The 20,089-nt window shown below is 73.2% G+C and carries 17 protein-coding genes; 10 read left to right on the forward strand and 7 right to left on the reverse strand.

Annotated elements, in window-relative coordinates; all coding sequences use genetic code 11:
• Positions 1-111: 111 nt before the first annotated feature.
• A complete protein-coding gene (locus tag HUT06_RS32360; RefSeq protein ID WP_176199166.1) occupies positions 112-1,107 on the forward strand; it encodes a hypothetical protein in 996 nt (331 codons plus the stop codon).
• Here HUT06_RS32360 and malQ read toward each other — a convergent pair.
• Both malQ and HUT06_RS32370 read right to left on the reverse strand, forming a co-directional pair.
• Positions 1,068-3,068, reverse strand: coding sequence for a 4-alpha-glucanotransferase (gene malQ / locus HUT06_RS32365; protein ID WP_176199167.1), 2,001 nt, complete (start codon positions 3,066-3,068; stop codon positions 1,068-1,070). The two genes, HUT06_RS32360 and malQ, sit on opposite strands and share 40 nt — an antisense overlap.
• A gap of 28 nt (positions 3,069-3,096) precedes the next feature.
• Complete coding sequence (locus HUT06_RS32370; RefSeq protein WP_176199168.1) at positions 3,097-4,521, reverse strand: amidase; 1,425 nt, start codon at positions 4,519-4,521, stop codon at positions 3,097-3,099.
• 225 nt (positions 4,522-4,746) lie between these two features.
• Here HUT06_RS32370 and HUT06_RS32375 point away from each other — a divergent pair, with 225 nt between their 5' ends.
• The 3 genes from HUT06_RS32375 to HUT06_RS32385 all read left to right on the forward strand — a co-directional run bounded on the left by HUT06_RS32375 (position 4,747) and on the right by HUT06_RS32385 (position 8,205).
• Positions 4,747-5,601, forward strand: coding sequence for a nuclease-related domain-containing protein (locus HUT06_RS32375; RefSeq protein WP_176199169.1), 855 nt, complete (start codon positions 4,747-4,749; stop codon positions 5,599-5,601).
• Positions 5,602-5,868: 267 nt separating this feature from the next.
• Positions 5,869-7,734, forward strand: coding sequence for a dihydroxy-acid dehydratase (gene ilvD, locus HUT06_RS32380; RefSeq protein ID WP_176199170.1), 1,866 nt, complete (start codon positions 5,869-5,871; stop codon positions 7,732-7,734).
• Between the two features lie 123 nt (positions 7,735-7,857).
• Positions 7,858-8,205: a DUF1330 domain-containing protein gene (locus HUT06_RS32385; protein WP_176199171.1), complete on the forward strand. Its 348-nt coding sequence runs from the start codon at positions 7,858-7,860 to the stop codon at positions 8,203-8,205.
• Here the strand turns inward: HUT06_RS32385 and HUT06_RS32390 are convergent.
• Both HUT06_RS32390 and HUT06_RS32395 read right to left on the reverse strand, forming a co-directional pair.
• A complete protein-coding gene (locus HUT06_RS32390) occupies positions 8,202-8,420 on the reverse strand; it encodes a zinc ribbon domain-containing protein (protein WP_138635566.1) in 219 nt (72 codons plus the stop codon). The genes HUT06_RS32385 and HUT06_RS32390 overlap by 4 nt on opposite strands.
• Before the next feature lie 55 nt (positions 8,421-8,475).
• Entirely contained in the window at positions 8,476-8,985 is a 510-nt protein-coding gene (locus HUT06_RS32395) for an HNH endonuclease (protein ID WP_176199172.1), read from the reverse strand.
• A gap of 300 nt (positions 8,986-9,285) precedes the next feature.
• On the opposite strand from HUT06_RS32395, the gene HUT06_RS32400 reads away from it, so the two are divergent.
• On the forward strand, positions 9,286-11,385 hold the full coding sequence (locus tag HUT06_RS32400) for a prolyl oligopeptidase family protein (protein WP_176199173.1): 2,100 nt from the start codon (positions 9,286-9,288) through the stop codon (positions 11,383-11,385).
• On the forward strand, positions 11,382-12,152 hold the full coding sequence (locus tag HUT06_RS32405) for a class I SAM-dependent methyltransferase (protein ID WP_176199174.1): 771 nt from the start codon (positions 11,382-11,384) through the stop codon (positions 12,150-12,152). The genes HUT06_RS32400 and HUT06_RS32405 overlap by 4 nt, the downstream gene beginning before the upstream one ends.
• 34 nt (positions 12,153-12,186) lie before the next feature.
• On the opposite strand, the gene HUT06_RS32410 is transcribed toward HUT06_RS32405, so the two are convergent.
• Both HUT06_RS32410 and HUT06_RS45345 read right to left on the reverse strand, forming a co-directional pair.
• Complete coding sequence (locus HUT06_RS32410) at positions 12,187-12,777, reverse strand: GNAT family N-acetyltransferase (protein WP_176199175.1); 591 nt, start codon at positions 12,775-12,777, stop codon at positions 12,187-12,189.
• A 6-nt stretch (positions 12,778-12,783) separates the two neighbouring features.
• A complete protein-coding gene (locus HUT06_RS45345) occupies positions 12,784-14,418 on the reverse strand; it encodes an XRE family transcriptional regulator (RefSeq protein ID WP_302931852.1) in 1,635 nt (544 codons plus the stop codon).
• Between the two features lie 380 nt (positions 14,419-14,798).
• Here HUT06_RS45345 and HUT06_RS32420 point away from each other — a divergent pair, with 380 nt between their 5' ends.
• The 4 genes from HUT06_RS32420 to HUT06_RS32435 all read left to right on the forward strand — a co-directional run bounded on the left by HUT06_RS32420 (position 14,799) and on the right by HUT06_RS32435 (position 18,482).
• Positions 14,799-15,104: a hypothetical protein gene (locus HUT06_RS32420; RefSeq protein ID WP_254715494.1), complete on the forward strand. Its 306-nt coding sequence runs from the start codon at positions 14,799-14,801 to the stop codon at positions 15,102-15,104.
• Between the two features lie 232 nt (positions 15,105-15,336).
• Entirely contained in the window at positions 15,337-16,398 is a 1,062-nt protein-coding gene (locus tag HUT06_RS32425) for a mechanosensitive ion channel family protein (protein WP_176199176.1), read from the forward strand.
• A 49-nt stretch (positions 16,399-16,447) separates the two neighbouring features.
• Complete coding sequence (locus tag HUT06_RS32430; RefSeq protein ID WP_176199177.1) at positions 16,448-16,831, forward strand: globin; 384 nt, start codon at positions 16,448-16,450, stop codon at positions 16,829-16,831.
• 67 nt (positions 16,832-16,898) lie between these two features.
• Positions 16,899-18,482 carry a glycoside hydrolase family 13 protein gene (locus HUT06_RS32435; protein ID WP_176199178.1) on the forward strand — a complete coding sequence of 528 codons (1,584 nt, stop codon included), beginning with the start codon at positions 16,899-16,901 and terminating at the stop codon, positions 18,480-18,482.
• A gap of 96 nt (positions 18,483-18,578) precedes the next feature.
• Here HUT06_RS32435 and HUT06_RS32440 read toward each other — a convergent pair whose 3' ends face one another.
• Complete coding sequence (locus HUT06_RS32440) at positions 18,579-20,003, reverse strand: S28 family serine protease (protein WP_176199179.1); 1,425 nt, start codon at positions 20,001-20,003, stop codon at positions 18,579-18,581.
• Positions 20,004-20,089: the final 86 nt, after the last annotated feature.

Consider the following 20,089-nt stretch of genomic DNA (forward strand, 5'->3'; position numbering starts at 1 on the left):
CCTGAGGCTGTCCACCTGAGGCTGTCCGCCTGAGGCTGTCCACCCGCCCCGTGACCGTGGGATCGTTGCACGGTCACGGGGCGGGGGATTTCCGGGCTGGAGGACGGTGAGATGGAGACGGCCAGGGACGTGCTGGCGGCGCTCGCTCGGCGCTACGCGTTCGGCGACCTGGAGGCGCTGGTCGCGCAGGGCGGGCCGGCGGCGGGCGGCGGCTCGGCGGCGGTCGCGGCGCTGTGCGCGTTCGGCCAGCGCGTCCTCGACCTGGACGCCGAGGACTTCGGCATGCCGGAGGCGGCCGGCGAGGTCCCGGCCGACCTGCTGGACCGGGCCCGCGCCAGCCGGATGCCGCAGGCGCCCCGGGAGCGCCCGCGCGGCGCCCTCGCCAGCCTGCGCCCCGCGTACTCCCTCCTGCTGGAGGTCATCGAGATCCGCTGGCGGCGCCGCGACATGGCCGCGCTGGTCGCCGCCGTCCACATCGCCGCCGAGTACCTGCCGATGCTGGCCTGGGAGCCCGTCCTCGGCCACGCCGGCGACCCGGCCCTCATCGGCGCCTCGGTGACCGGCGCGGGCAGCCGGTTCGGGGTGCCGGTGGAGCCCGGCGCGCCGCGGATGTGCGACCACACCCGGCCGGAGCGCTCCGCCTGCGAGCGGACGCTCCGCGTCGCGAAGGAGCCGGGGCCCGGCTGGCGCGCCTACCTCGACCGGCAGCACAGCCAGGTGGCGTCCGCGCTGGGCGACTGCGCGGCCCGCTGCCGGACGCCCTGCTCGGTCATGACGCGCCTGGACGACCCGGTCCGCGCCGACCTCACCGAGCGGTGCACGCTCGCCGTGGAGTTCACCGACGGGGCGCTGGTGAAGCTCCGCCATGCGGCGCCGGTCGGCCACGGGTTCGGCGTCCCGTCGCCGGAGGAGGTCCAGGCGGCGTGGACGCGCGCGCGCAAGTCGCTTTCACGCCATCCGCTGGGGCACAAGGCGCTGGCGGACGTCGGCGGCTCCTACCCCCTGCGCGGCCTGCCCGAACTGTTCTCCGCCATCGCCGCGACCGATCTGCGCCCCGACACGCTCCTTTACGACGTGACGAAGCGCATCGCGTCTGCGCTCTCCTGAAGGTCCTCCAGGAGGACGGGCAGGCCGTCGGAGCCTGCCAGCGGTACACGCCAGTTGGGGTACTCGTCGGTGGTGCCCGGCTGGTTCTGGGTGCGGCGCTCGCCGACGGCGTCCGCCAACGAGATCCCCCTGAGGCGGGCCGGGGTGCGGGCGAGGAAGGCGTGCAGGGCGTCCACGATCTGCTGGTCGTAGGTGGTCGCGCCTTCCGCGAGGGCCTGCATGACCTCGGCGGCGGGCGCGGGCAGCAGGCCGTCCTCGTGGAGGAGCGCCAGCCAGTCGGCCAGCTGGCGGCGGTGGTCGGCCTCCTCTTCGGCGCGGGGCCGCGTCAGCAGGCCGAGGCGGTCGCGGAGCGCGATGTGGTCGCCGTGCACGAAGCCGGTGATGGGCGGCATGTCGTGGGTGCCGACCGTGGCCAGGGACAGCTCGCGCCACTCGGCCGGGGGCTTGGGACGTCCCGCGGCGTCGCGCTCGAACCAGAGGAGGGACGTGCCGAGCATGCCGCGGTCGGCCAGGTCGTCCCGGAAGTCGGGTTCGACGGTGCCGAGGTCCTCGCCGACCACGACGGCGCCCGCCCGCTCGGCCTCCCAGGCCAGGCAGCCGAGGAGCGCGTCCCGGTCGTAGCGGACGTAGGTGCCGTCGGCCGGTGACCCGCCTTCGGGCACCCACCACAGGCGCGACAGCTGCATCGCGTGGTCGAGGCGCAGCCCGCCGCCGTGCCGGAACGCGGCGGCGAGCATCTCCCGGAACGGGGCGTAGGCGGCGCCGGCGAGGCGGTGCGGGTGCCAGGGCGGCTGGCCCCAGTCCTGGCCGCGCTGGTTGAACTCGTCCGGCGGCGCCCCGACGCTCATGCCGGGCGCGAACAGGTCGCGGTGGATCCAGGTGTCGGCGCTGCCGTGCGCGACCCCGACCGCCAGGTCGTGGACGATCCCGACCGGCATCCCGGCGTCGGACGCGGCCCGCTGGGCGGCCGCCAGCTGGCCGTCCAGGCGCCATTGCAGCCAGGCGTGGAAGTCGACGCGCGGGGCGAGCCGGGCCGCCTCGTCGGCGACGGCCCGGCCGCCGGCGTCGTGGAGTTCCGCGGGCCAGCGGCGCCAGTCGGGGCCGTGCTTCTCGGTGAGCGCGCACCAGGTCGCGAACGCGGTGAGGGCCCGGCCCTCGCGGGCGCGGAACGCGTCGTAGCCGCGCTGGGCCGCGGTGCCGCGCGGGACTCGGTGCAGCAGTTCGAGCGCCTGGAGCTTGGCCGACCAGACGGCGTCGCGGTCGATGGCGCCGCCGGGGATGCGCAGCGGTTCGGCGAGCGCGCGCAGGCCCGCGCGGTCCTCGGGCGGCAGCGCCGCGTACTCGGGGAGGTCCTCGACGCGCAGGTAGATGGGGGCGGTGAAGCGGCGGCTCATCGGCGAGTACGGGGACGCGCCGACCGGCGGGACGGGCTCGGCCGCGTGCAGCGGGTTGATCAGCGCGAATCCGGCGCCCCGCGCGCGGCCGCTCCACGCGGCGAGGTCGGCCAGGTCGCGCAGGTCGCCGATCCCCCACGACGCGCGGGAGCGCACCGAGTACAGCTGGACGGTGAGCCCCCACACCCGGTCGGGGGTGCGCAGCCGGCGCGGCGCCACCAGCAGCGGCGCGCTCTCGGCACCGGCGTGCAGCCGGTGCCAGCCGAGCGGCAGCCGCGCCGTCGGCGGGACGGTCTCGCCGGTCGCCAGTTCGACGCTCGCGCCCGGGAAGTCCGGCGGGCCGTCGCCGTGGCGGACGACCACGACCGGCGGCAGCCTCCGCGCGGGGGCCCGCACGCGTTCCAGCCCCGCCCTGGCGGCGCCCGGGGTGGAGGCGTCCACTCCGAGCGCCGCCAGGACGGCGACGAGCGTGTCCGGCGCGACCGCCGCCTCCCGGCCGCGCCAGTCGGCGTACCGCGTCGCGACGCCGTGGTGCCCGGCCAGCCTGATCAGTTCGTCGTCGCCCACGCCTGCACCATGCCCGGTGCGGGCGCCGTCACGCCGTCCAGATCTCCGGCGTGCGCCCGATCCAGGGGCGGGCCTCCTCCAGCTGCGCGGACAGCGAGATCAGCGTGCCCTCGCCGCCGAGCCGCCCGGCCAGCATGACCCCGATGGGCAGCCCCTCGTCGTTCCAGTGCAGCGGGACGTTCACCGCCGGCTGCCCCGAGACGTTGTAGACGGCCGTGAACGGGGTGAAGTTGGTCTGCCGCCGGAAGTTCTCCTCCGGCTCCTGCCCGTGGAAGTGGCCGACGGGGACGGGCGGCGACGCGAGCGTCGGGTGCAGGATGGCGTCGAACCCGTCCGTGATCGGGAACGCGGCGCGCAGCGCGCCCTGCAGCGCGGCGTGCGACTGCATCAGCTGCGGCGCCGTGGTGGCCTCGCCGAGCCCGCGCAGCCAGCGGCTCAGCGGCTGGAGCAGGTGCTCGCTCCCCTCCGGGACGGGCGTCATCGTCGCCATCACGCCCCACAGCGTCGCGAAGTGCGGGAGCAGGTCGGCGCCGAGCACCTCCGGCAGGTCGACGACCTCGTGGCCCAGCTCCTCCAGCAGCGCCGAAGCGTCCTCGTAGGCGGCGGCGCAGTCGGGGTGGACCTCGACGCCCGGCACCGGGGGCTGCATGCTCCGCGCGATGCGCAGCCGGCCCGGCGCCCGGTCGGCGTGCGCCAGGAACGGCCCGTCGGCCTGCGGCGCCCGGTACAGGTCGCCCGGCATGTGGCCGGCCATCAGGTCCAGCATGAGGGCCGCGTCACGGACGGTCCGGGCGATGGGGCCGTTGGTCGACAGCCCGAACAGGTCGGGGACGATCGGCCCCGCCGACACCCGGCCGCGGGTCGGCTTGATCCCGAACAGGCCGCAGGCGCTGCTCGGGATCCGGATCGAGCCGCCGCCGTCGCTGCCCTGCGCGATCGGCGCCAGCCCGGACGCGACCGCCGCCGCCGCGCCGCCCGACGAGCCGCCCGCCGACCGGGTGAGGTCCCAGGGCGTGCGGGCCGGGGGCGCGACGTCACCCTCCGTATAGCAGGGCAGCCCGAACTCGGGCGTCGTCGTCTTGCCCAGCAGCACGGACCCCGCTTGCGCCAGCTTGGTGACCACATGGTCGTCGGCGAACCCGGTCAGGTCGGCGTACACCGCCGAGCCGAACGTCATCCGGACGCCGTTGACCATGTTCAGGTCCTTGATCGGGACCGGCACGCCGTGCAGCGGCGGCAGGTCCGCCGGGTCGGCCGCCTCCAGCACCGCCTTCTCGGCGCGGCGGGCCTCCTCGCGGGCGCGGTCGGCGGTCACGGTCACGTAGGCGCCGACCTGCTCGTTCAGCCGGTCGATACGGGCCAGATAGTGGTCGGCGAGCTCGACCGGGGATACTTCCCTCGTGCGCACGGCGGCGGCCATCTGGGTGGCGCTCAGGTCATGGGTTTGTGTCACGAATCGGAACGCTAGACGCCGTGTGCGCGGGCATCAAAGAGGGCAGGGACGTAAAGGCGGAGGAAGGAGAAGAGTATCGGCCTACCCGTCCGTCGCGTAAGTTACTCACTGTCCCGAGGGCGACAAAACTATTAACCCCGCATGACTAGTCGCCGACCGGCCGGATGATTACTCTGCGCACGGAGGATCATGCCCCCGAGGGGAAAGGAATACGGAGCGTCACTCATGGCGATCACGGAGCGGGGCAACACGCAGGGCGCCCGGGGCCAGCCCCGGGCCGAGTCCGAGGAGTCGCGGCCGGTGGAGGCACGGTCGGAGCAAGCGCGTGAGCACTATCACCCGGCGCCGGTGACCGAGCGCCCGGAGGAGGGCGAGCGCACCGCCGCGGCGCCGCTCGACGACCCCCGGATCCGCCGCTGGGCGTGGCGGGCCGGCGCGGCCGTCGTCGCGGGCGCCGCCGTCATGGTCCTGTCGAGCTGGCGGCTGGGCGTCGCCGTCGCGGTGCTGGTGGTCGTCGGCGACGTCGTCCGCACGTCCCGCCGGAGCTCCTCCGTCACCGCCTGGCAGAAGTCCTCGGCCGCCGAACGGCGCACCGAGAAGCAGCTGAAGTCCCTGCAGCGCAACGGGTACCTCGTGCTGCACGCGCGGGCCGTCCCCCGCGACGACGACGGCGTCAGCGACGGGCGGATCGACCACCTCGTGATCGGGCCGAGCGGCGTCTACGCCATCGACTCCGAGAAGTGGGACAAGCGCCTCCCCGTGCGCACCATGTCCCACCTCAAGCTCTTCCACGGCCCCTTCAACAAGAAGGACCGGCTGGACGAGGCGCGCTGGGAGGCCCAGATGGCCAGCAGCATCCTCGCCGAGCGGGTCGGCTTCGAGGTCCCGGTGCAGGCCTCCGTGGCGATCTACGGGCCGTCCATCCCGTGGAAGGTCATGCGGGTGCGCGACGTCGACGTCTACGCCGGCAACCGGGCCCGCGCCTACCTGCGGCGCCGTCCGAAGATCCTCACCGACGGCGACGTGCAGCGCATCTTCCAGGCGGCGGAGAAGGCCCTGCCGCCGAAGTACCCCGACTGAGGCCGAGGGCGGCCTGCTTCCCCGGGCCGCCCGCCCCAGAGGCTCGACGGCGAGCCCGCCGGGACGTCCGCGTCCCGGCTTTTCTCATGCCCGCTCCCCGGTTGGTAGCATCGGTGGTCACGGGCCGGCCCGCGCGCGACCTCCGCTGAGCCGGCGGCAGCGCCGCGATCCGCCGCTGCGAGCACGCTTCCAGAAGGCGACCCGCCCCGCCACGCCGAACCACGCGCGGCCCGTCGTCCCGCACGCCACAGGTTTGGAGAGGTCACGATGCCACCGCTCAGGTCACGCACGGTCACGCACGGCAGGAACATGGCGGGCGCCCGCGCCCTCATGCGCGCCAGCGGCGTCGAACGCGAGGACTTCGGCAAGCCGATCGTCGCGGTGGCCAACAGCTTCACCCAGTTCGTGCCGGGCCACGTCCACCTGGACGAGGTCGGCAAGGTCGTCGCGGGCGCGGTCCGCGAGGCCGGCGGCGTGCCCCGCGAGTTCAACACCATCGCCGTGGACGACGGCATCGCGATGGGCCACGGCGGCATGCTGTACTCGCTGCCGTCCCGCGAGCTGATCGCCGACGCCGTCGAGTACATGGTCAACGCGCACTGCGCCGACGCCCTCATCTGCGTCTCCAACTGCGACAAGATCACCCCGGGCATGCTGCTGGCGGCGCTGCGGCTGAACATCCCGACCGTGTTCGTCTCCGGCGGCCCGATGGAGGCCGGCAAGCCGGTCGAGGGCGTCATGGGCGGCAACAAGCTCGACCTGATCGACCCGATGATCGCCTCCGCGGACGTCTCGATCGCCGACGACAAGCTGCTGGAGATGGAGGAGTCCGCCTGCCCGACCTGCGGGTCCTGCTCCGGCATGTTCACGGCGAACTCGATGAACTGCCTCACCGAGGCGATCGGGCTGGCGCTGCCCGGCAACGGCACCGTCCTCGCCACCCACACCGCCCGCCGCCGCCTCTACGAGGACGCCGGCCGCACCGTCGTCGAGATCGCCAAGCGGTACTACGACGGCGACGACGAGTCCGTCCTGCCGCTGAACATCGCCACCCCCGAGGCGTTCGAGAACGCCATGGTGCTGGACGTCGCGATGGGCGGCTCGACCAACACGATCCTGCACCTGCTCGCCGCCGCCACCGAGGCGCGCGCCGAGTTCGGGCTTTCCGAGATCGACGCGGTGTCGCGCCGCGTCCCGTGCATCTGCAAGCTGGCCCCGGCGACCGCCAAGTACCACGTCGAGGACTGCCACCGCGCCGGCGGCATCCCCGCCCTGCTCGGCGAGCTGCACCGGGGCGGGCTGCTGCACGGCTCCGCGCACTCGATCCACTCCGCGTCGCTGGAGGAGTTCGTCGCCAAGTGGGACGTCCGCTCCCCCGGCGTCCTGCCCGAGGCCGTCGAGATGTTCCACGCGGCGCCCGGCGGCGTCCGCAGCACCTCGGCCTTCTCGCAGAGCGCCCGCTGGGAGACCCTCGACCTCGACCGCGAGAACGGCTGCATCCGCTCCGTCGAGCACGCCTACACCGCCGACGGCGGGCTCGCCGTCCTGCGCGGCAACATCGCCCCCGACGGCGCGATCGTGAAGACCGCCGGCGTCGAGGAGGAGCTGTGGACCTTCACCGGCCCGGCCGTCGTCTTCGAGTCGCAGGACGACGCCGTCGAGGGCATCCTCGCCGGCCGGGTCACGCCCGGTGACGTCGTCGTGATCCGCTACGAGGGCCCGAAGGGCGGGCCCGGCATGCAGGAGATGCTGTACCCGACGAGCTTCCTCAAGGGCCGCGGGCTCGGCAAGGCGTGCGCGCTGATCACCGACGGCCGGTTCTCCGGCGGGACGTCCGGGCTGTCCATCGGGCACGCCTCCCCGGAGGCGGCGGGCGGCGGGATCATCGCCCTCGTCGAGGACGGCGACCGCGTCGTCATCGACATCCCGAACCGCGTCCTGGAGCTGGACGTCCCGGCGGACGAGCTGGAGATCCGCCGCGAGAAGCTGCTCGCCGACCTCGGCGGCTACCGGCCCCGCGACCGCGACCGCCCGGTCAGCGCCGCGCTGCGCGCCTACGCCGCGATGGCGACGTCCGCCTCGACCGGCGCCGCCCGCGACGTCTCGCAGCTCGACCGCCTCCCCAACAGCTGAGCGAGGCGGGGGGCGGGGGCGCGGCGCATTACCTGGCGGGTAATCGCTCCCGTTCCCCGGCTCCGGCACAGTGGTGGATGCCGGGCGAGACCAGCCCGGCGCCCACCGCCGAAGGAGTCAGCGATGACCGCCTACGCCCTCGCCCACCTGCGCCCGCAGCCGCCGCTGCACGACGACGTGTTCACCTATATCGAGCGCATCCAGGACACCATGGACCCGTTCGGCGGCCGCTTCCTCGTGCACGGCGCGAACCCCGAGGTAGTGGAGGGGACGGTCGAGGGCGGCTACGTCCTGATCGCGTTCCCCGACATGGACAGGGCGCGCGGCTGGTACGAGTCGGACGCCTACCAGGCGATCCTCCCCATGCGCACCGACCACGTCCCGGGCACCGCCGTGCTGCTGCCGGGCGTCCCGCCGGGCTACGACCCCGCGGCGACCGGGCGGGCGATGCGCGCCGCCCAGCACGGCTAGGAGCAGCAGCCTCCGCCGCAGCAGCCGCCTCCGCCGGCGGGCTTGGGCGGCGGCGCCGTGCCGCGGGAGGTGCCGGTGACGGCGACCGTGGACAGCAGCTTGACCGTGTCGTCGTGGCCGTCCGGGCACGGGGCCGGGTCGGACGCGTTGATCATCGGGCGGGAGACCTCGAAGGTCGATCCGCACGCGCGGCAGCGGTAGTCATAGCGAGGCACGGCCCCAGGATACGTGGTCGCCGGGGAGCGGGGCCGCCGCGCGGCGGGCCGCCGGTCAGGCCGCCGGTTCGGAGACGTAGGCGGCCCACTGGGGGTCGCCGTCCTGGACGAGGCCGATGAGCCGCCAGTGCGCGCCGCGCGGCACGGCGGGCGGCACGGGGAGCGTCCAGCCGATCTCCGACAGCAGCCGGTCGGCTTTGCGGTGGTTGCAGGTCATGCAGGAGGCGACGCAGTTCTCCCACACGTGCTTGCCGCCGCGGCTGCGCGGATGGACGTGGTCGATGGTCTCGGCGCGGCGCCCGCAGTAGACGCAGCGGAAGTTGTCGCGGCGCATCAGCGCGGCCCGGGTCAGGGGCACGCGGGTGCGGAACGGGATGCGCACGTAGCGGCGCAGCCGGATCACCGACGGCACCTCGACCGCCATCGTGGCCGAATGCAGCACCGCGCCCGTGGTGTCGTGATGGACGATCTCGGCCTTCTCCCGGAGCACGAGGCAGACCGCCCGCCGCAGCGGCAGCGTGGTGAGTGGTTCGTACGTCGCGTTCAGGAGCAGGACCTGTCGCATCAGACGGCCTCCGCCGGGGTCGGCGGGGCCGCCGGATTCGGCGGGTTCGGCGGGTGTGTCGCCTCGGCGGGCGCGGTCGACCGCGCCCCGGACCGAGGCCCGATTATCGTCTCCGGTTCCTGCGCTCTCGCCATGAGAACCTCCCCAGGGGCGAACCGACCTTCATCAGTGTGGCGTCTGAGGGAGCCCGTCCGCTACCCCAATAATCCCCCAGCGTGCGCCGGAACGAACGCGGACCCGCCTCCAGGCCAGTGGGGAGTGGCCGGGCGGGCAGCCCCGGCGGGCAAATACAGTGCATCCATGACGCCGTATCCGCCCGCGCAGCGCCAGGACATCGTCGAGGACATCCACGGCCACCGTGTCGCCGACCCGTACCGGTGGCTGGAGGACGCCGACAGCGCCGACACCACGGAGTGGCTCGCCGCGCAGGACCGGCTCTTCCACAAGGTCGTGGACGCGCTGCCGGGCCGCGACGCACTGCGCGCGCGGCTCGGCGAGCTGCTCGGCGCGGGAAGCGTCGGCTCCCCCGTGTGGCGGGGCGAGCGGCGGTTCTTCACCCGCCGCGGCGCGGGGCAGGAGCACCCCGTCCTCTACACGGCGGGCCCGGATGGCGCCGAGCGCGTCCTCGTCGACCCGATGGCGCTCGACCCGGACGGCACGACGACGCTCGACGGCTGGCAGCCGGACAAGGAGGGCCGCCGCCTCGCCTACAAGGTCTCCACCGGCGGGGACGAGGAGTCCCTGCTGTACGTCATCGACGTCGCGACCGGCGAGCGGGTCGAGGGGCCGATCGAGCGGGCGCGGTACTCCGCCGTCGCGTGGCTGCCGGGCGGCGAGGCGTACTACTACGCGCGGCGGCTGCCCGCGCACGAGGTCCCGGACGGCGAGGAGCAGTACCACCGGCGCCTCTACCTCCACCGGGTCGGCACCGACCCCGACGCCGACGACGTGCTGATCTTCGGCGCGGGCCGGGACAAGACCAACTACTACGGGGCCGGCGTCAGCCGCGACGGGCGCTGGCTGACGGTCTCGTCGTCGCAGGGCACGGCGCCCCGCAACGACCTGTGGATCGCCGACCTGTCGGCCTCGCCCCCGGAGGCGCCGGCGCTGCGGCCCGTGCAGGAGGGCGTCGACGCCGGCACCGGCCTGCACGTCGGACGCGACGGCCGCGCCTACATCTTCACCGACCGGGACGCGCCCCGCTCCCGGCTCTGCGTCGCCGACCCGGCCGACCCGTCCTACGAGCACTGGCAAGACCTCCTCCCGGAGGACCCGGAGGCCGTCCTCACCGACTTCGCGATCCTCGACGGCCTGGAGCGGCCCGTCCTGCTGGCCGGGTGGACGCGGCACGCGATCAGCGAGATCACCGTCCACGACCTGGCGACCGGCGAGCGGATCGGCACCGTTCCGACGCCGGGCCTCGGCTCGATCGGCGGGATCGTCGAGCGGCCCGAGGGCGGGCACGAGGCGTGGTTCGGCTACACCGACAACACCACCCCGTCCTCGGTGATGCGCTACGACGCGCGCACCGCCGAGACCACGCTGTGGGCCTCGGCGCCGGGTGCGGTCGAGGTCCCCGAGATCGAGACGCGCCAGGTGGTCTACACCTCGCGGGACGGCACGCAGGTGCGGATGCTGGTCGCGTCCCGTCCCGGGCTGTCCGGCCCGCGCCCGGCGGTCCTCTACGGGTACGGCGGCTTCAACATCTCGCTCACCCCGTCCTACTCGGCGAGCATCCTGGCCTGGGTGGAGGCGGGCGGCGTGTACGCGGTCGCCAACCTGCGCGGCGGGTCCGAGGAGGGCGAGGAGTGGCACCGCGCGGGCATGCGGGAGCGCAAGCAGAACGTGTTCGACGACTTCCACGCCGCCGCCGAGAAGCTGATCGCCGACGGCCTGACCACGCCCGCGCAGCTCGCGATCTCGGGCGGCTCCAACGGCGGCCTGCTCGTCGGCGCGGCCCTCACCCAGCGCCCCGACCTGTACCGGGCGGTGGTCTGCTCGGCGCCGCTGCTCGACATGGTGCGCTACGAGCGGTTCGGCCTCGGCCAGACCTGGAACGACGAGTACGGGACGGCGGACGACCCCGAGGAGTTCGGCTGGCTCATCGGCTACTCCCCGTACCACCACGTCCACGCGGGCACCGCGTACCCGGCCGTGCTGTTCACGACGTTCGGCAGCGACACCCGCGTGGACCCGCTGCACGCCCGCAAGCTGTGCGCGGCGCTGCAGTACGCCACCGCGTCGGACGCGCCGGTCCTGCTGCGCAACGAGGCGGAGGTGGGGCACGCCGCCCGCTCGGTGAGCCGCTCGGCCGACCTGATGACCGACACGCTGACGTTCATGGCCGCGCGGACCGGGCTGTCCTTCGGCGAATTGACTCATGGTCTAATAGCGGGATGACGGTGCAGACCACCACGGTCCTCGACCTCCTGCGCGAGCCGCCGGCGGAGCCCGACACGTCGGCCGGCTACCTCGACCTGCTCGGCCCGCCGGCGAAGCCGTCACTGGCCCAGTCGGCGATGGAGTCGACGTTCCTGCCGCGCATCTACGAGAAGGTGTGGCGGCCGATCGGCTTCAACCTCGCCAAGGGCTGGCCGCTCGGCCCCGACACCGCCGCCGAGCACGCGACGGCCCGCGAGTGGCTCGGCCTCACCGGCCGCCCGGCGGCGACGGTGCTGGACGTGGCGTGCGGCCCCGGCAACGTCACCCGCGCCCTCGCCGAGGGCGTCGGCCGCGACGGGCTGGTCGTCGGCCTGGACGCGTCCGAGACCATGCTGGCGCAGGCCGTCCGCGACACCCCCGAGCCCCACCTCGACGACGCCCGCATCGACTACGTGCGCGGCGACGCCGTCGGCCTCCCGTTCCGCGACGGCGTGTTCGACGCCGTCTGCTGCTTCGGCGCGCTCTACCTGTTCGACGACCCGTGGCGGGCGCTGGACGGCATGGCCCGCGTCCTGCGGCCCGGCGGCCGGCTCGTCATCCTCACCTCCCGGCGGCCCGTCCCGCTGCCGAGCGCCCGCATCGCGGGCGAGCTGATCCGCCGCGCCACGGGCTTCACGGTCTTCGGCGACCGCGAGATGACCCGCGCGCTCACCGCCCGCGGCTTCACCGGCGTCCGCCGGCACCGCTACCCGCTGATGCAGATGCTCGCCGCCCGCCTCCCCTGACCCGCGGCGGCGCGGGCCAGGAGGGGCACGGGGGTCAGCGGAGCGGTTTCTCGATGTAGATGTTGACGATGCCGCCGATGGTCTCGCGGCGGGTCTCGCGCCAGCCGAACCTGCGGTAGAGGGCCAGCGCGGGGGCCTGGAGCTCGGTGGTGTCGGCGCGCAGGACGCGGTAGCCGTACTCGGCTGCGCGCTCCTCCAGGGCCCGCACGACCGCGGCGCCGTAGCCGCGGCGCTGGACGGCCGGCAGGACGCGCAGGCGCACCATCTCGACGGCGTTCAGCTCGCGGGCGCCGGGGGCGTAGCCGCCGAACGCGCGGGCGTGGCCGCCGGGGATGAGGTCGGCGCGGCGCAGGCCGCCCATCGCGACGATCCGGGCGCCGAGCTCGCCGACGAGGAACTCGCCGTCGTTGCGGAGGTAGATGTCCTCCATCCGGAAGAAGTCGTGGTCGTAGTAGACGCCGTCACCGGGCCGCAGGCCGACCTGGGCGAGGCCCTCGCGGTGCAGCGCCAGGACGGTGCCGTGGTCGGCCGCGTGGTAGCGGCGGATGCGCAGGTCGCCGAACCGCCAGACGGGCGGCTCGTCCTCCAGCCGGACGAGGTGGCCCTGCGAGAAGGTGCTGCCCATGCCCGGTCAGACCTGCTCCGCCGGCGGCGCGGTGACGGGACTCTTGACCGAGGTGCCCGAGAGCGCCTCGTAGAAGTCCTTCAGCGAGGCGATCTCGCCGTGCTTGGCCGAGACGGCCGCGCCGATCTGGCGAGCACGGTGCACCAGGATGTCGCTGCGGTGGTCGGCGGGCAGGTCGAGGATGGCCTCCCGGCCGGCCACCAGCGCGGCGTCGGGATGGCCGGCGTGCAGCTTGCACATCGCGCGGTCGAGGCGCACCAGGGTCAGGTCGACGCGGTCGGTGGGCGAGTAGAGGGTGAGGGCGTGGCTCAGTACCTCGTCGCCGTGCTTGTGGTCGCCGAGGTTGGTGAACGTGTCGCCCTCGTAGAAGGCCATCTGCCGGTCGGTGAACCCGAACACCAGGTCGCCGGTGTCGGTCTTGGACAACTGGTCGAACACCGAGCGCCCCCGGACCAGGGCGCGGCGGGCGCTCGGGGCGGCGTCGCCGCGGCCGCGCAGCGCGAGCATGCCGAGCGCGCGGGCCTCCACGGCGGGGGCCATGGCGGCGGCGACGCCGGGCGTGCGGCCGGCGAGGTCCTGGGCCTTGCGGGCCAGGTGCAGCGCCTCGCGCGGGTCGCCGTAGTACATCGGCACGAGGGACTCGCGGACGGTCACCCAGGCGCGCAGCTGCCGGTCGCCGGTCTCGTCGGCGGCGGTGCGCGCGGTGCGGAAGAACGAGCGGGCCAGCCGGTGGTCGCCCAGGTTGATCATGATCAGCCCGGACAGCCCGGACAGCTGCGCCGCGATCCGGCACAGCCGCTCCTGCAGTTCCACCGGCTGCCGCTTGTCGCACATGCGCCGCACCTCGCTGAAGTCCAGCAGGACGTCGCAGAGCATCCGCAGCGAGGGGGTCGCCTGGTACTGCCGGCCGTAGCCGTAGGTCGTCTCCTCCCACTGGTCGAGCATGGTCGGCGAGACGGTCGCGCCGACCAGGGTGTCGTCCATCCTGCGGCGCAGGTTGTCGACGGCCCCAAGGAACTGACCGTCGAGCGCCACGCCCGCTCCGGCCAGAAGTTGCAGAAGGGTCCTACGAAGCACGATGTCCTCCTCTCCCACATCAATGGTCAGGGGGCCTTCGGCGCGGTCGGGGCCCCGTACGTCGTTGACGGTGACCCAGGGACGCTCCTCGCCCCTGGGGACGATCGCCCCGACGAGCGCGTCGGGGTCGGATGCCGCGCGCCGCTCCGGGGCGCGCGGCGGGGGGACGCTCGGAGCCCCCGTGCGGGCCGCGTGGCCGCGGCCGCAGATGCAGGGGCTCTGGTAGTCGAGCGCGTCGGGCTCCACCCGGTAGACGGCGCACAGGTAGTGCAGGTACTCGGGACCGGGCCGCTTGTACCCGCTCTCGTAGGCCGACAGCAGCGTCTCCCCGAGCCGGGGCGGCGGCTTGCCGTCGACCTCGTACAGCGCCCTGACCTGCGCCACGATGTCGGACAGCGCGACACCGTGGGCGAGGCGGTGCGCCTTCACCCGGCTGGTGCCGAACAGCGGCCCGCACTGCTCGTGGATCTCCTGCGCGATCTGGACCGGGCCCTGGCCCCGGGCCAGAGCGTGCGCGCGGATCCGGCGGGCGACTTCCGTCTCTTTCCGGGGGGGATCCGACACTCCGGCCTCCTCACCGTCGTGCCGGGACGCCGTTCCCCCGGGGGGAGGGCGGTCGTCCCTGCCACGGCGACCGGTCACTAGATGGCCACGACAGATAATCTTTCGCGCACGCAGCGTAACCCCCGTCACATTGGCCGCCAAGCGGTTTCACGGAAGAAGCAGCGGCCGGAGGACGCCTCACCCCCCGTGGGTAGAGATTCTTCCTCCGCAGTAGGGCGCCCTTCCTCTGAGGTGGGGTAATCCGGTACTTCGCCGGACGGTCGCCCCCTTGACCCGCCAGTGTGAGAGTTGCAATTCTCGCCGCGAGTGACCGGACGGATCCAGAGAGTCGATCATCCGCCCCTGTCCGGTCAAGCCCGGCGCTCGCCCATGGAGGGGGTGTGAAGGTGGTCAGCGACAGACGCGTCGGCTACCTCGAGGAACTGGAGCACGAACTCGACACGCAGGGCCTGGTCGCCCGTGTCGTCCGCACCCGCTCGGGGCCGGCCTTCCTGCGGGTGGTGAACCCGGAGGCGGCGAGCCTCGCCGAGGACGTGACCTGCGCGCCGGCCCCCGAGACCAAGGACCACTACTTCTGGTGGTCCTGGGGCGAGCGCATGCACCGGGTGGACGACGTCGGCGGCGCCGCGATGAAGCTGGCGCACGTCCTGCAGCCGCTCTCCCGGGAGGTGGGCTCCCGCCCCTGAGACCGGGCGTGTCCCGCGGTCCGCGGCCGGAACGGCGCGGCAGCCGCCGGCCGCGGGACACGTTCGCCCGATCAGCCCCTCCCCGGCCGTGCCCCCCGGGCTCCGCCCCGGCGGCACCTCGTCCGGCGGCGTACGAACCGGTCGGAAACGTCCCCTACGATCGGCTCGTTGCCCGCCGCGGGTCCACAGTGAGGTGCCGAGGCACCACAATTGGCCGGGGAGGGTCTGCACCATGTCATTCGCCGCGTCGTCTCTTGCCGCGCCGTCGCTCGCCGCATCGCCGCTCGCCGGGCCGCTGGCCGCGCCCGGCGGCGAGCCGCTGCTCCCCTGGGCCGACAAGGGGTCCCCGGAGTCGGCCTGCGGCGCCCCCGACCCGACCACGGCGTGCCGGCTGGTCTGGAACGTCTCGCACAACACCGACTTCACCAAGTTCTTCGCCACGTGGCTCGACAAGCCGCTCACCACACTGCTGCTGATCATCATCACCTTCGTGGTCGCGCTGATCGTGAAGAACATCGCGCACCGCATGATCACCAAGGTGACGCTGCGGATGGCCGAGGGGACGATGTCCGAGCGGGCCCGCGAGCGGGCCCGGACGGTCTTCGAGGGCAGCCCCGCCCTGCTGAACAAGCGGCGCGCCCAGCGCGCGCAGACGCTCGGCTCGGTGCTGCGCTCGATCGCGTCCGTCCTGATCATGGGGACGGCGCTGTTCAGCATCCTCGGCTCGCTCGGCCTGAACCTGGCGCCCATCCTGGCCAGCGCCAGCGTGATCGGCGTCGCGGTCGGGTTCGGCGCGCAGAACATCGTCAAGGACCTGCTCGCCGGGCTGTTCATGCTGCTGGAGGACCAGTACGGCGTCGGCGACTTCATCGACGTGGGCACCGCGAAGGGGACGGTCGAGGCCGTCACGCTGCGGGTCACCCGGATGCGGGACGTCAACGGCGTCGTCTGGTACGTCCCGAACGGCGAGATCAAGAAGGTCGGCAACGAGTCGCAGAACTGGGGGCGGGCCGTCCTCGACATCCCGGTCGACATCCACGAGGACACCGAGAAGGTCAAGGAGATCCTCCAGGCCACCGCCGACGAGATGGCCGCCGACACGTCCTGGAAGGACCTCGTCCTGGAGCAGCCGTCGGTGTGGGGCGTGCAGGCCCTCGCGGGGGACGCGATCGTGATCCGCGTGGTGCTGAAGACCGCTCCCGGCAAGCAGGGCGACATCGCCCGCGAGCTGCGCGAACGCGTCAAGCGCTCGTTCGATGAGGCGGGCGTCACGGTGGCCACCCCGGCGCCGTAAGCGATCAAGGTGAGGATCGGGACGCATCTCACATAGGGTGGGGACCGCTATGGCTGAACAGGTGACTTTCTACGAGGCGGTCGGCGGTGAGGCGACCTTCCACCGGCTGGTGCACCGCTTCTACCAGGGCGTCGCCGAGGACCCCGAGCTCCGGCCGATGTACCCGGAGGAGGATCTCGGCCCCGCCGAGGAGCGGCTGCGGCTGTTCCTGATCCAGTACTGGGGCGGCCCCAATACCTACAGCCAGCGGCGCGGGCATCCGCGGCTGCGCATGCGGCACGTGCCGTTCGTCATCGACGAGGCCCAGCGCGACCGGTGGCTGGCGCACATGCGGGCCGCGGTGGAGGAGCTGGAGTTGCCCGAGCCGCTGGAGAAGCAGCTCTGGGACTACTTCACGATGGCGGCGCGGAGCCTGGTGAACACGCCCACGTGACCGGCCGGGCGCGGCCGTGTCGCGGCCGCGCGTGACCGCTGCGGGGTAATCGGGTAGATCGCGGTGTATGACGCGAATCCCGTGGTGGCGCAACGCCGTCGTGTACGAGATCTACGTCCGCAGCTTCGCCGACGCCGACGGGAACGGTGAAGGCGACCTCCAGGGGATCCGGTCCCGGCTCGGCCATCTGCGCGACCTCGGCGTGGACGCGCTGTGGCTCACCCCCTTCTACCGCTCCCCGCTGGCGGACGGCGGCTACGACGTCGCCGACTACCGCGACGTCGACCCCCGGTTCGGCACGCTGGACGACTTCGACGCGCTGGTCGCCGACGTGCACGCGCACGGGATGCGGCTGATCGTCGACATCGTCCCCAACCACTCGTCCGACCGGCACCCCTGGTTCCAGGAGGCGCTCGCCGCGCCCCCGGGATCCCCTGAGCGCGCGCGCTACATCTTCCGTCCCGGCCGGCCGGGGGAGCGTCCCGGCGAGGAGCAGCCGCCCAACGACTGGCCGTCCGCGTTCGGCGGCCCGGCCTGGACGCGAGTGGACGACGGAGCCGGCGGCGGCGAGTGGTACCTGCACCTGTACGCGCGCGAGCAGCCGGACTTCAACTGGCGCAACCCGGAGGTCCGGCACGAGTTCGAGGACGTCCTGCGCTTCTGGCTCGACCGGGGCGTGGACGGCTTCCGCATCGACGTCGCCGCCGGCCTGTTCAAGGACGAGTCCTTCTGCGACCTCGCCGGACGGGACCGCCGCGTCTCGAACGGCCCGATCTACAGCCGTCCCGAGGTCCACGAGGTGTATCGCCGCTGGCGGCAGATCCTGGACGGGTACGGCGGCGACCGCATGGCCATAGGCGAGGTGTGGACGGACGGCCCCGAAGACCTCGCGCTCTATCTGCGTCCAGACGAACTGCACCAGGTGTTCCAGTTCGACCTGCAACTGGCTCCGTGGTCGGCGACGGCCTTCCGCGACGTGATAGACGCCGCGTTGAAGGCCGTCGCGCCTACCGGGGCCGCTCCCACGTGGGTGCTGTCCAGTCACGACTCGATCCGCCACATGACGCGTTACGAGCGGCCGGAGGGCATCCCCGGCATCGAGCGTGCGCGAGCCAAGGCGGCGCTACTGCTGCTCTTGTCGCTCCCAGGGTCGGCCTACCTGTACCAAGGCGAGGAACTGGGGCTGCCCGAGGTGACGGACCTCCCCGATGAGGCCCGGCAAGACCCGATCTTCGAGCGCACCAACGGGGAACTCGCCGGACGGGACGGCTGCCGGGTCCCGCTGCCCTGGTCGGGCCGGGCCGAGCCGTTCGGGTTCTCCCCCGCGGGCGTCCGGCCGTGGCTGCCGATGCCGCCTGAGTGGGCGTCGATGACGGCGGAGGCGCAGGTGCCGGATCCGTCCTCCATGCTGCGGTGGTACCGGGAGGCGCTGGCGCTGCGCCGCCGCCTGGCGAACGACCTGCCCGAGGACCTGGAGTGGCTCGACTCCCCCGGCGGCGCGCTCTACTTCCGGCGCGGCCCGCTCACGTGCGCGCTCAACTGCGGCGAGAATCCGGTGCGGCTCCCGCCGGGAACCCCGCTCCTGACGAGCACCCCGCTCTACGGCGACCTGCTCCCCGGCAACACCGCCGCCTGGCTCCGGACGGTCTGAGAAGCCCGGAGGACGAAGAACGCGGTGTGCCGGGCCGTGCCAGGGATCAGAGCACGGACCGGCACACCGCGGGCCTTCACCGGCGGAAAGGGCCGGTCACATCGGCGGGCGCTGGATCTGGAGCGGGTCGTCGGCGGGCGGCACCGCCTGGAAGGTCCGGGCCTGCGACTCGACGCCGGCCCAGCGCTTGACGTCCGCGACCGCCGCGGCCTGCTCGCCGGCGGGCAGCTTGGCGATGAGGCGGGCGCTGTGGTTCAGGCCGGGCGCGACGTAGACGGCCGAGTCGCGGCTGCCCCGTCCCAGGGTGAACGGCTCGGCGCCCCACGGGTCGTTGGAGCCGTACAGGAAGAGCATGTGGTTCGAGTTGTGCCGCACCCAGCGGTCGATGTCGCGCATGGCGCGGCCCCGGTCGAACCGCATCGGGATGTCGCGCGGGACGTAGGTGCGCGGCTGGTAGCTCTCCTCGTAGCGCAGCAGGGGCCGCAGGTGCTTGAACTTGGGCGACGGCCAGCCGAGCTGGGTGCCCGCCTGGTAGTAGTACGGAATGTACGGGGCGAGCCCCTGGTCGCTGTAGAACGACAGCCCGGAGATGGTGTCGAGCGTCTTGTAGATCTCGTCGTCGGAGGCGTCCACCGACGGCAGCGACGGGCAGTCGGACTGCAGGCTGTACTGCCAGAACGCCCACTCGTAGTCCATCACCGAGTTCTCGAACGCGCGGTCCATCGTGCGCAGGATGGTGAAGGTCAGGCCCTGCTCGTCGGCGGCGGCCTTGAAGCGCTGGAGCATGGCGGGGCGGCGCTTGAGGAACTCGCGCGCGAGCGCCTTGACGTGGGCGCGGCACTCGGGGTCGTCCCCGACGGTCCGGAAGAACGCGTCGTAGGCGCGGTCGTCGTTGTTGTCGACGTCGTTGGGCGCGACGTACACGACGCTGCCGTCGACATCACCCGGGTAGAAGCGCTTGTGGTAGACGGCCGTCATGCCGCCCTTGCTGGCGCCGGTCGAGATCCACTTGCCCTTGTAGATGGTCTTGAGCGCGCGGATGAGCCGGTGCTCGTCGGTGGCGGCCTGCCAGATGTTGTCCTTGGACCAGTCGGTCGGCTCGGGGCGGGACGGGGTGAAGTAGCGGTACTCGACCGAGATCTGGTTGCCGTCCACCAGGGCCGTGGGCTCGGCCGTGAACATCACCTCGGGAGTGTCGTAGCCGCTGGTGTAGAGCACCATGGGCTTGTCCGCCGACTTGTGCTGCAGCATGATGCGCTGCTCGAACCACTGGCCCCAGGGCTTGCGGTGGTCGACGGGCTGGCGGTATTCGAGCCAGAACCAGCGGACCCCGGGAATCGTCGAGTCCTTCTCCGTCACCCGCATTCCGCGAATGGCCTTGAGCTGGGCCAGAATGTCGCCGGCCTGGGCCGCACCCGCCTGCGCGGTGCCCACCTGCGCGGTGCCCGCCTGCGTGGTGATCGCCGCCTGCGCCGCAGTGGCGCCCGCCCCGGTCATTCCGGCGGCGAGCAGCAGTGCCATCGCTCCTTGTGAGACGCGCCGCATTGTGCCCCTTTCACGTGGGTTCTCCACATTCGCGTCGCGACACTAGAGGGAGAAGAGGCCCT

This window comes from Actinomadura sp. NAK00032, from assembly GCF_013364275.1.
In the GTDB taxonomy this organism is placed as follows: domain Bacteria; phylum Actinomycetota; class Actinomycetes; order Streptosporangiales; family Streptosporangiaceae; genus Spirillospora.

Coding starts and splice junctions, on each gene's coding strand:
- HUT06_RS32430 (WP_176199177.1), top strand. CDS start 16,448: ATGGCTGAACAGGTGACTTTCTACGAGGCGGTCGGCGGTGAGGCGACC.
- HUT06_RS32410 (WP_176199175.1), bottom strand. CDS start 12,777: ATGGGCAGCACCTTCTCGCAGGGCCACCTCGTCCGGCTGGAGGACGAG.
- HUT06_RS32425 (WP_176199176.1), top strand. CDS start 15,337: ATGTCATTCGCCGCGTCGTCTCTTGCCGCGCCGTCGCTCGCCGCATCG.
- HUT06_RS32395 (WP_176199172.1), bottom strand. CDS start 8,985: ATGCGACAGGTCCTGCTCCTGAACGCGACGTACGAACCACTCACCACG.
- HUT06_RS32385 (WP_176199171.1), top strand. CDS start 7,858: ATGACCGCCTACGCCCTCGCCCACCTGCGCCCGCAGCCGCCGCTGCAC.
- ilvD (WP_176199170.1), top strand. CDS start 5,869: ATGCCACCGCTCAGGTCACGCACGGTCACGCACGGCAGGAACATGGCG.
- HUT06_RS32440 (WP_176199179.1), bottom strand. CDS start 20,003: ATGGCACTGCTGCTCGCCGCCGGAATGACCGGGGCGGGCGCCACTGCG.
- HUT06_RS32375 (WP_176199169.1), top strand. CDS start 4,747: ATGGCGATCACGGAGCGGGGCAACACGCAGGGCGCCCGGGGCCAGCCC.
- HUT06_RS32360 (WP_176199166.1), top strand. CDS start 112: ATGGAGACGGCCAGGGACGTGCTGGCGGCGCTCGCTCGGCGCTACGCG.
- HUT06_RS32400 (WP_176199173.1), top strand. CDS start 9,286: ATGACGCCGTATCCGCCCGCGCAGCGCCAGGACATCGTCGAGGACATC.
- HUT06_RS32405 (WP_176199174.1), top strand. CDS start 11,382: ATGACGGTGCAGACCACCACGGTCCTCGACCTCCTGCGCGAGCCGCCG.
- HUT06_RS32435 (WP_176199178.1), top strand. CDS start 16,899: ATGACGCGAATCCCGTGGTGGCGCAACGCCGTCGTGTACGAGATCTAC.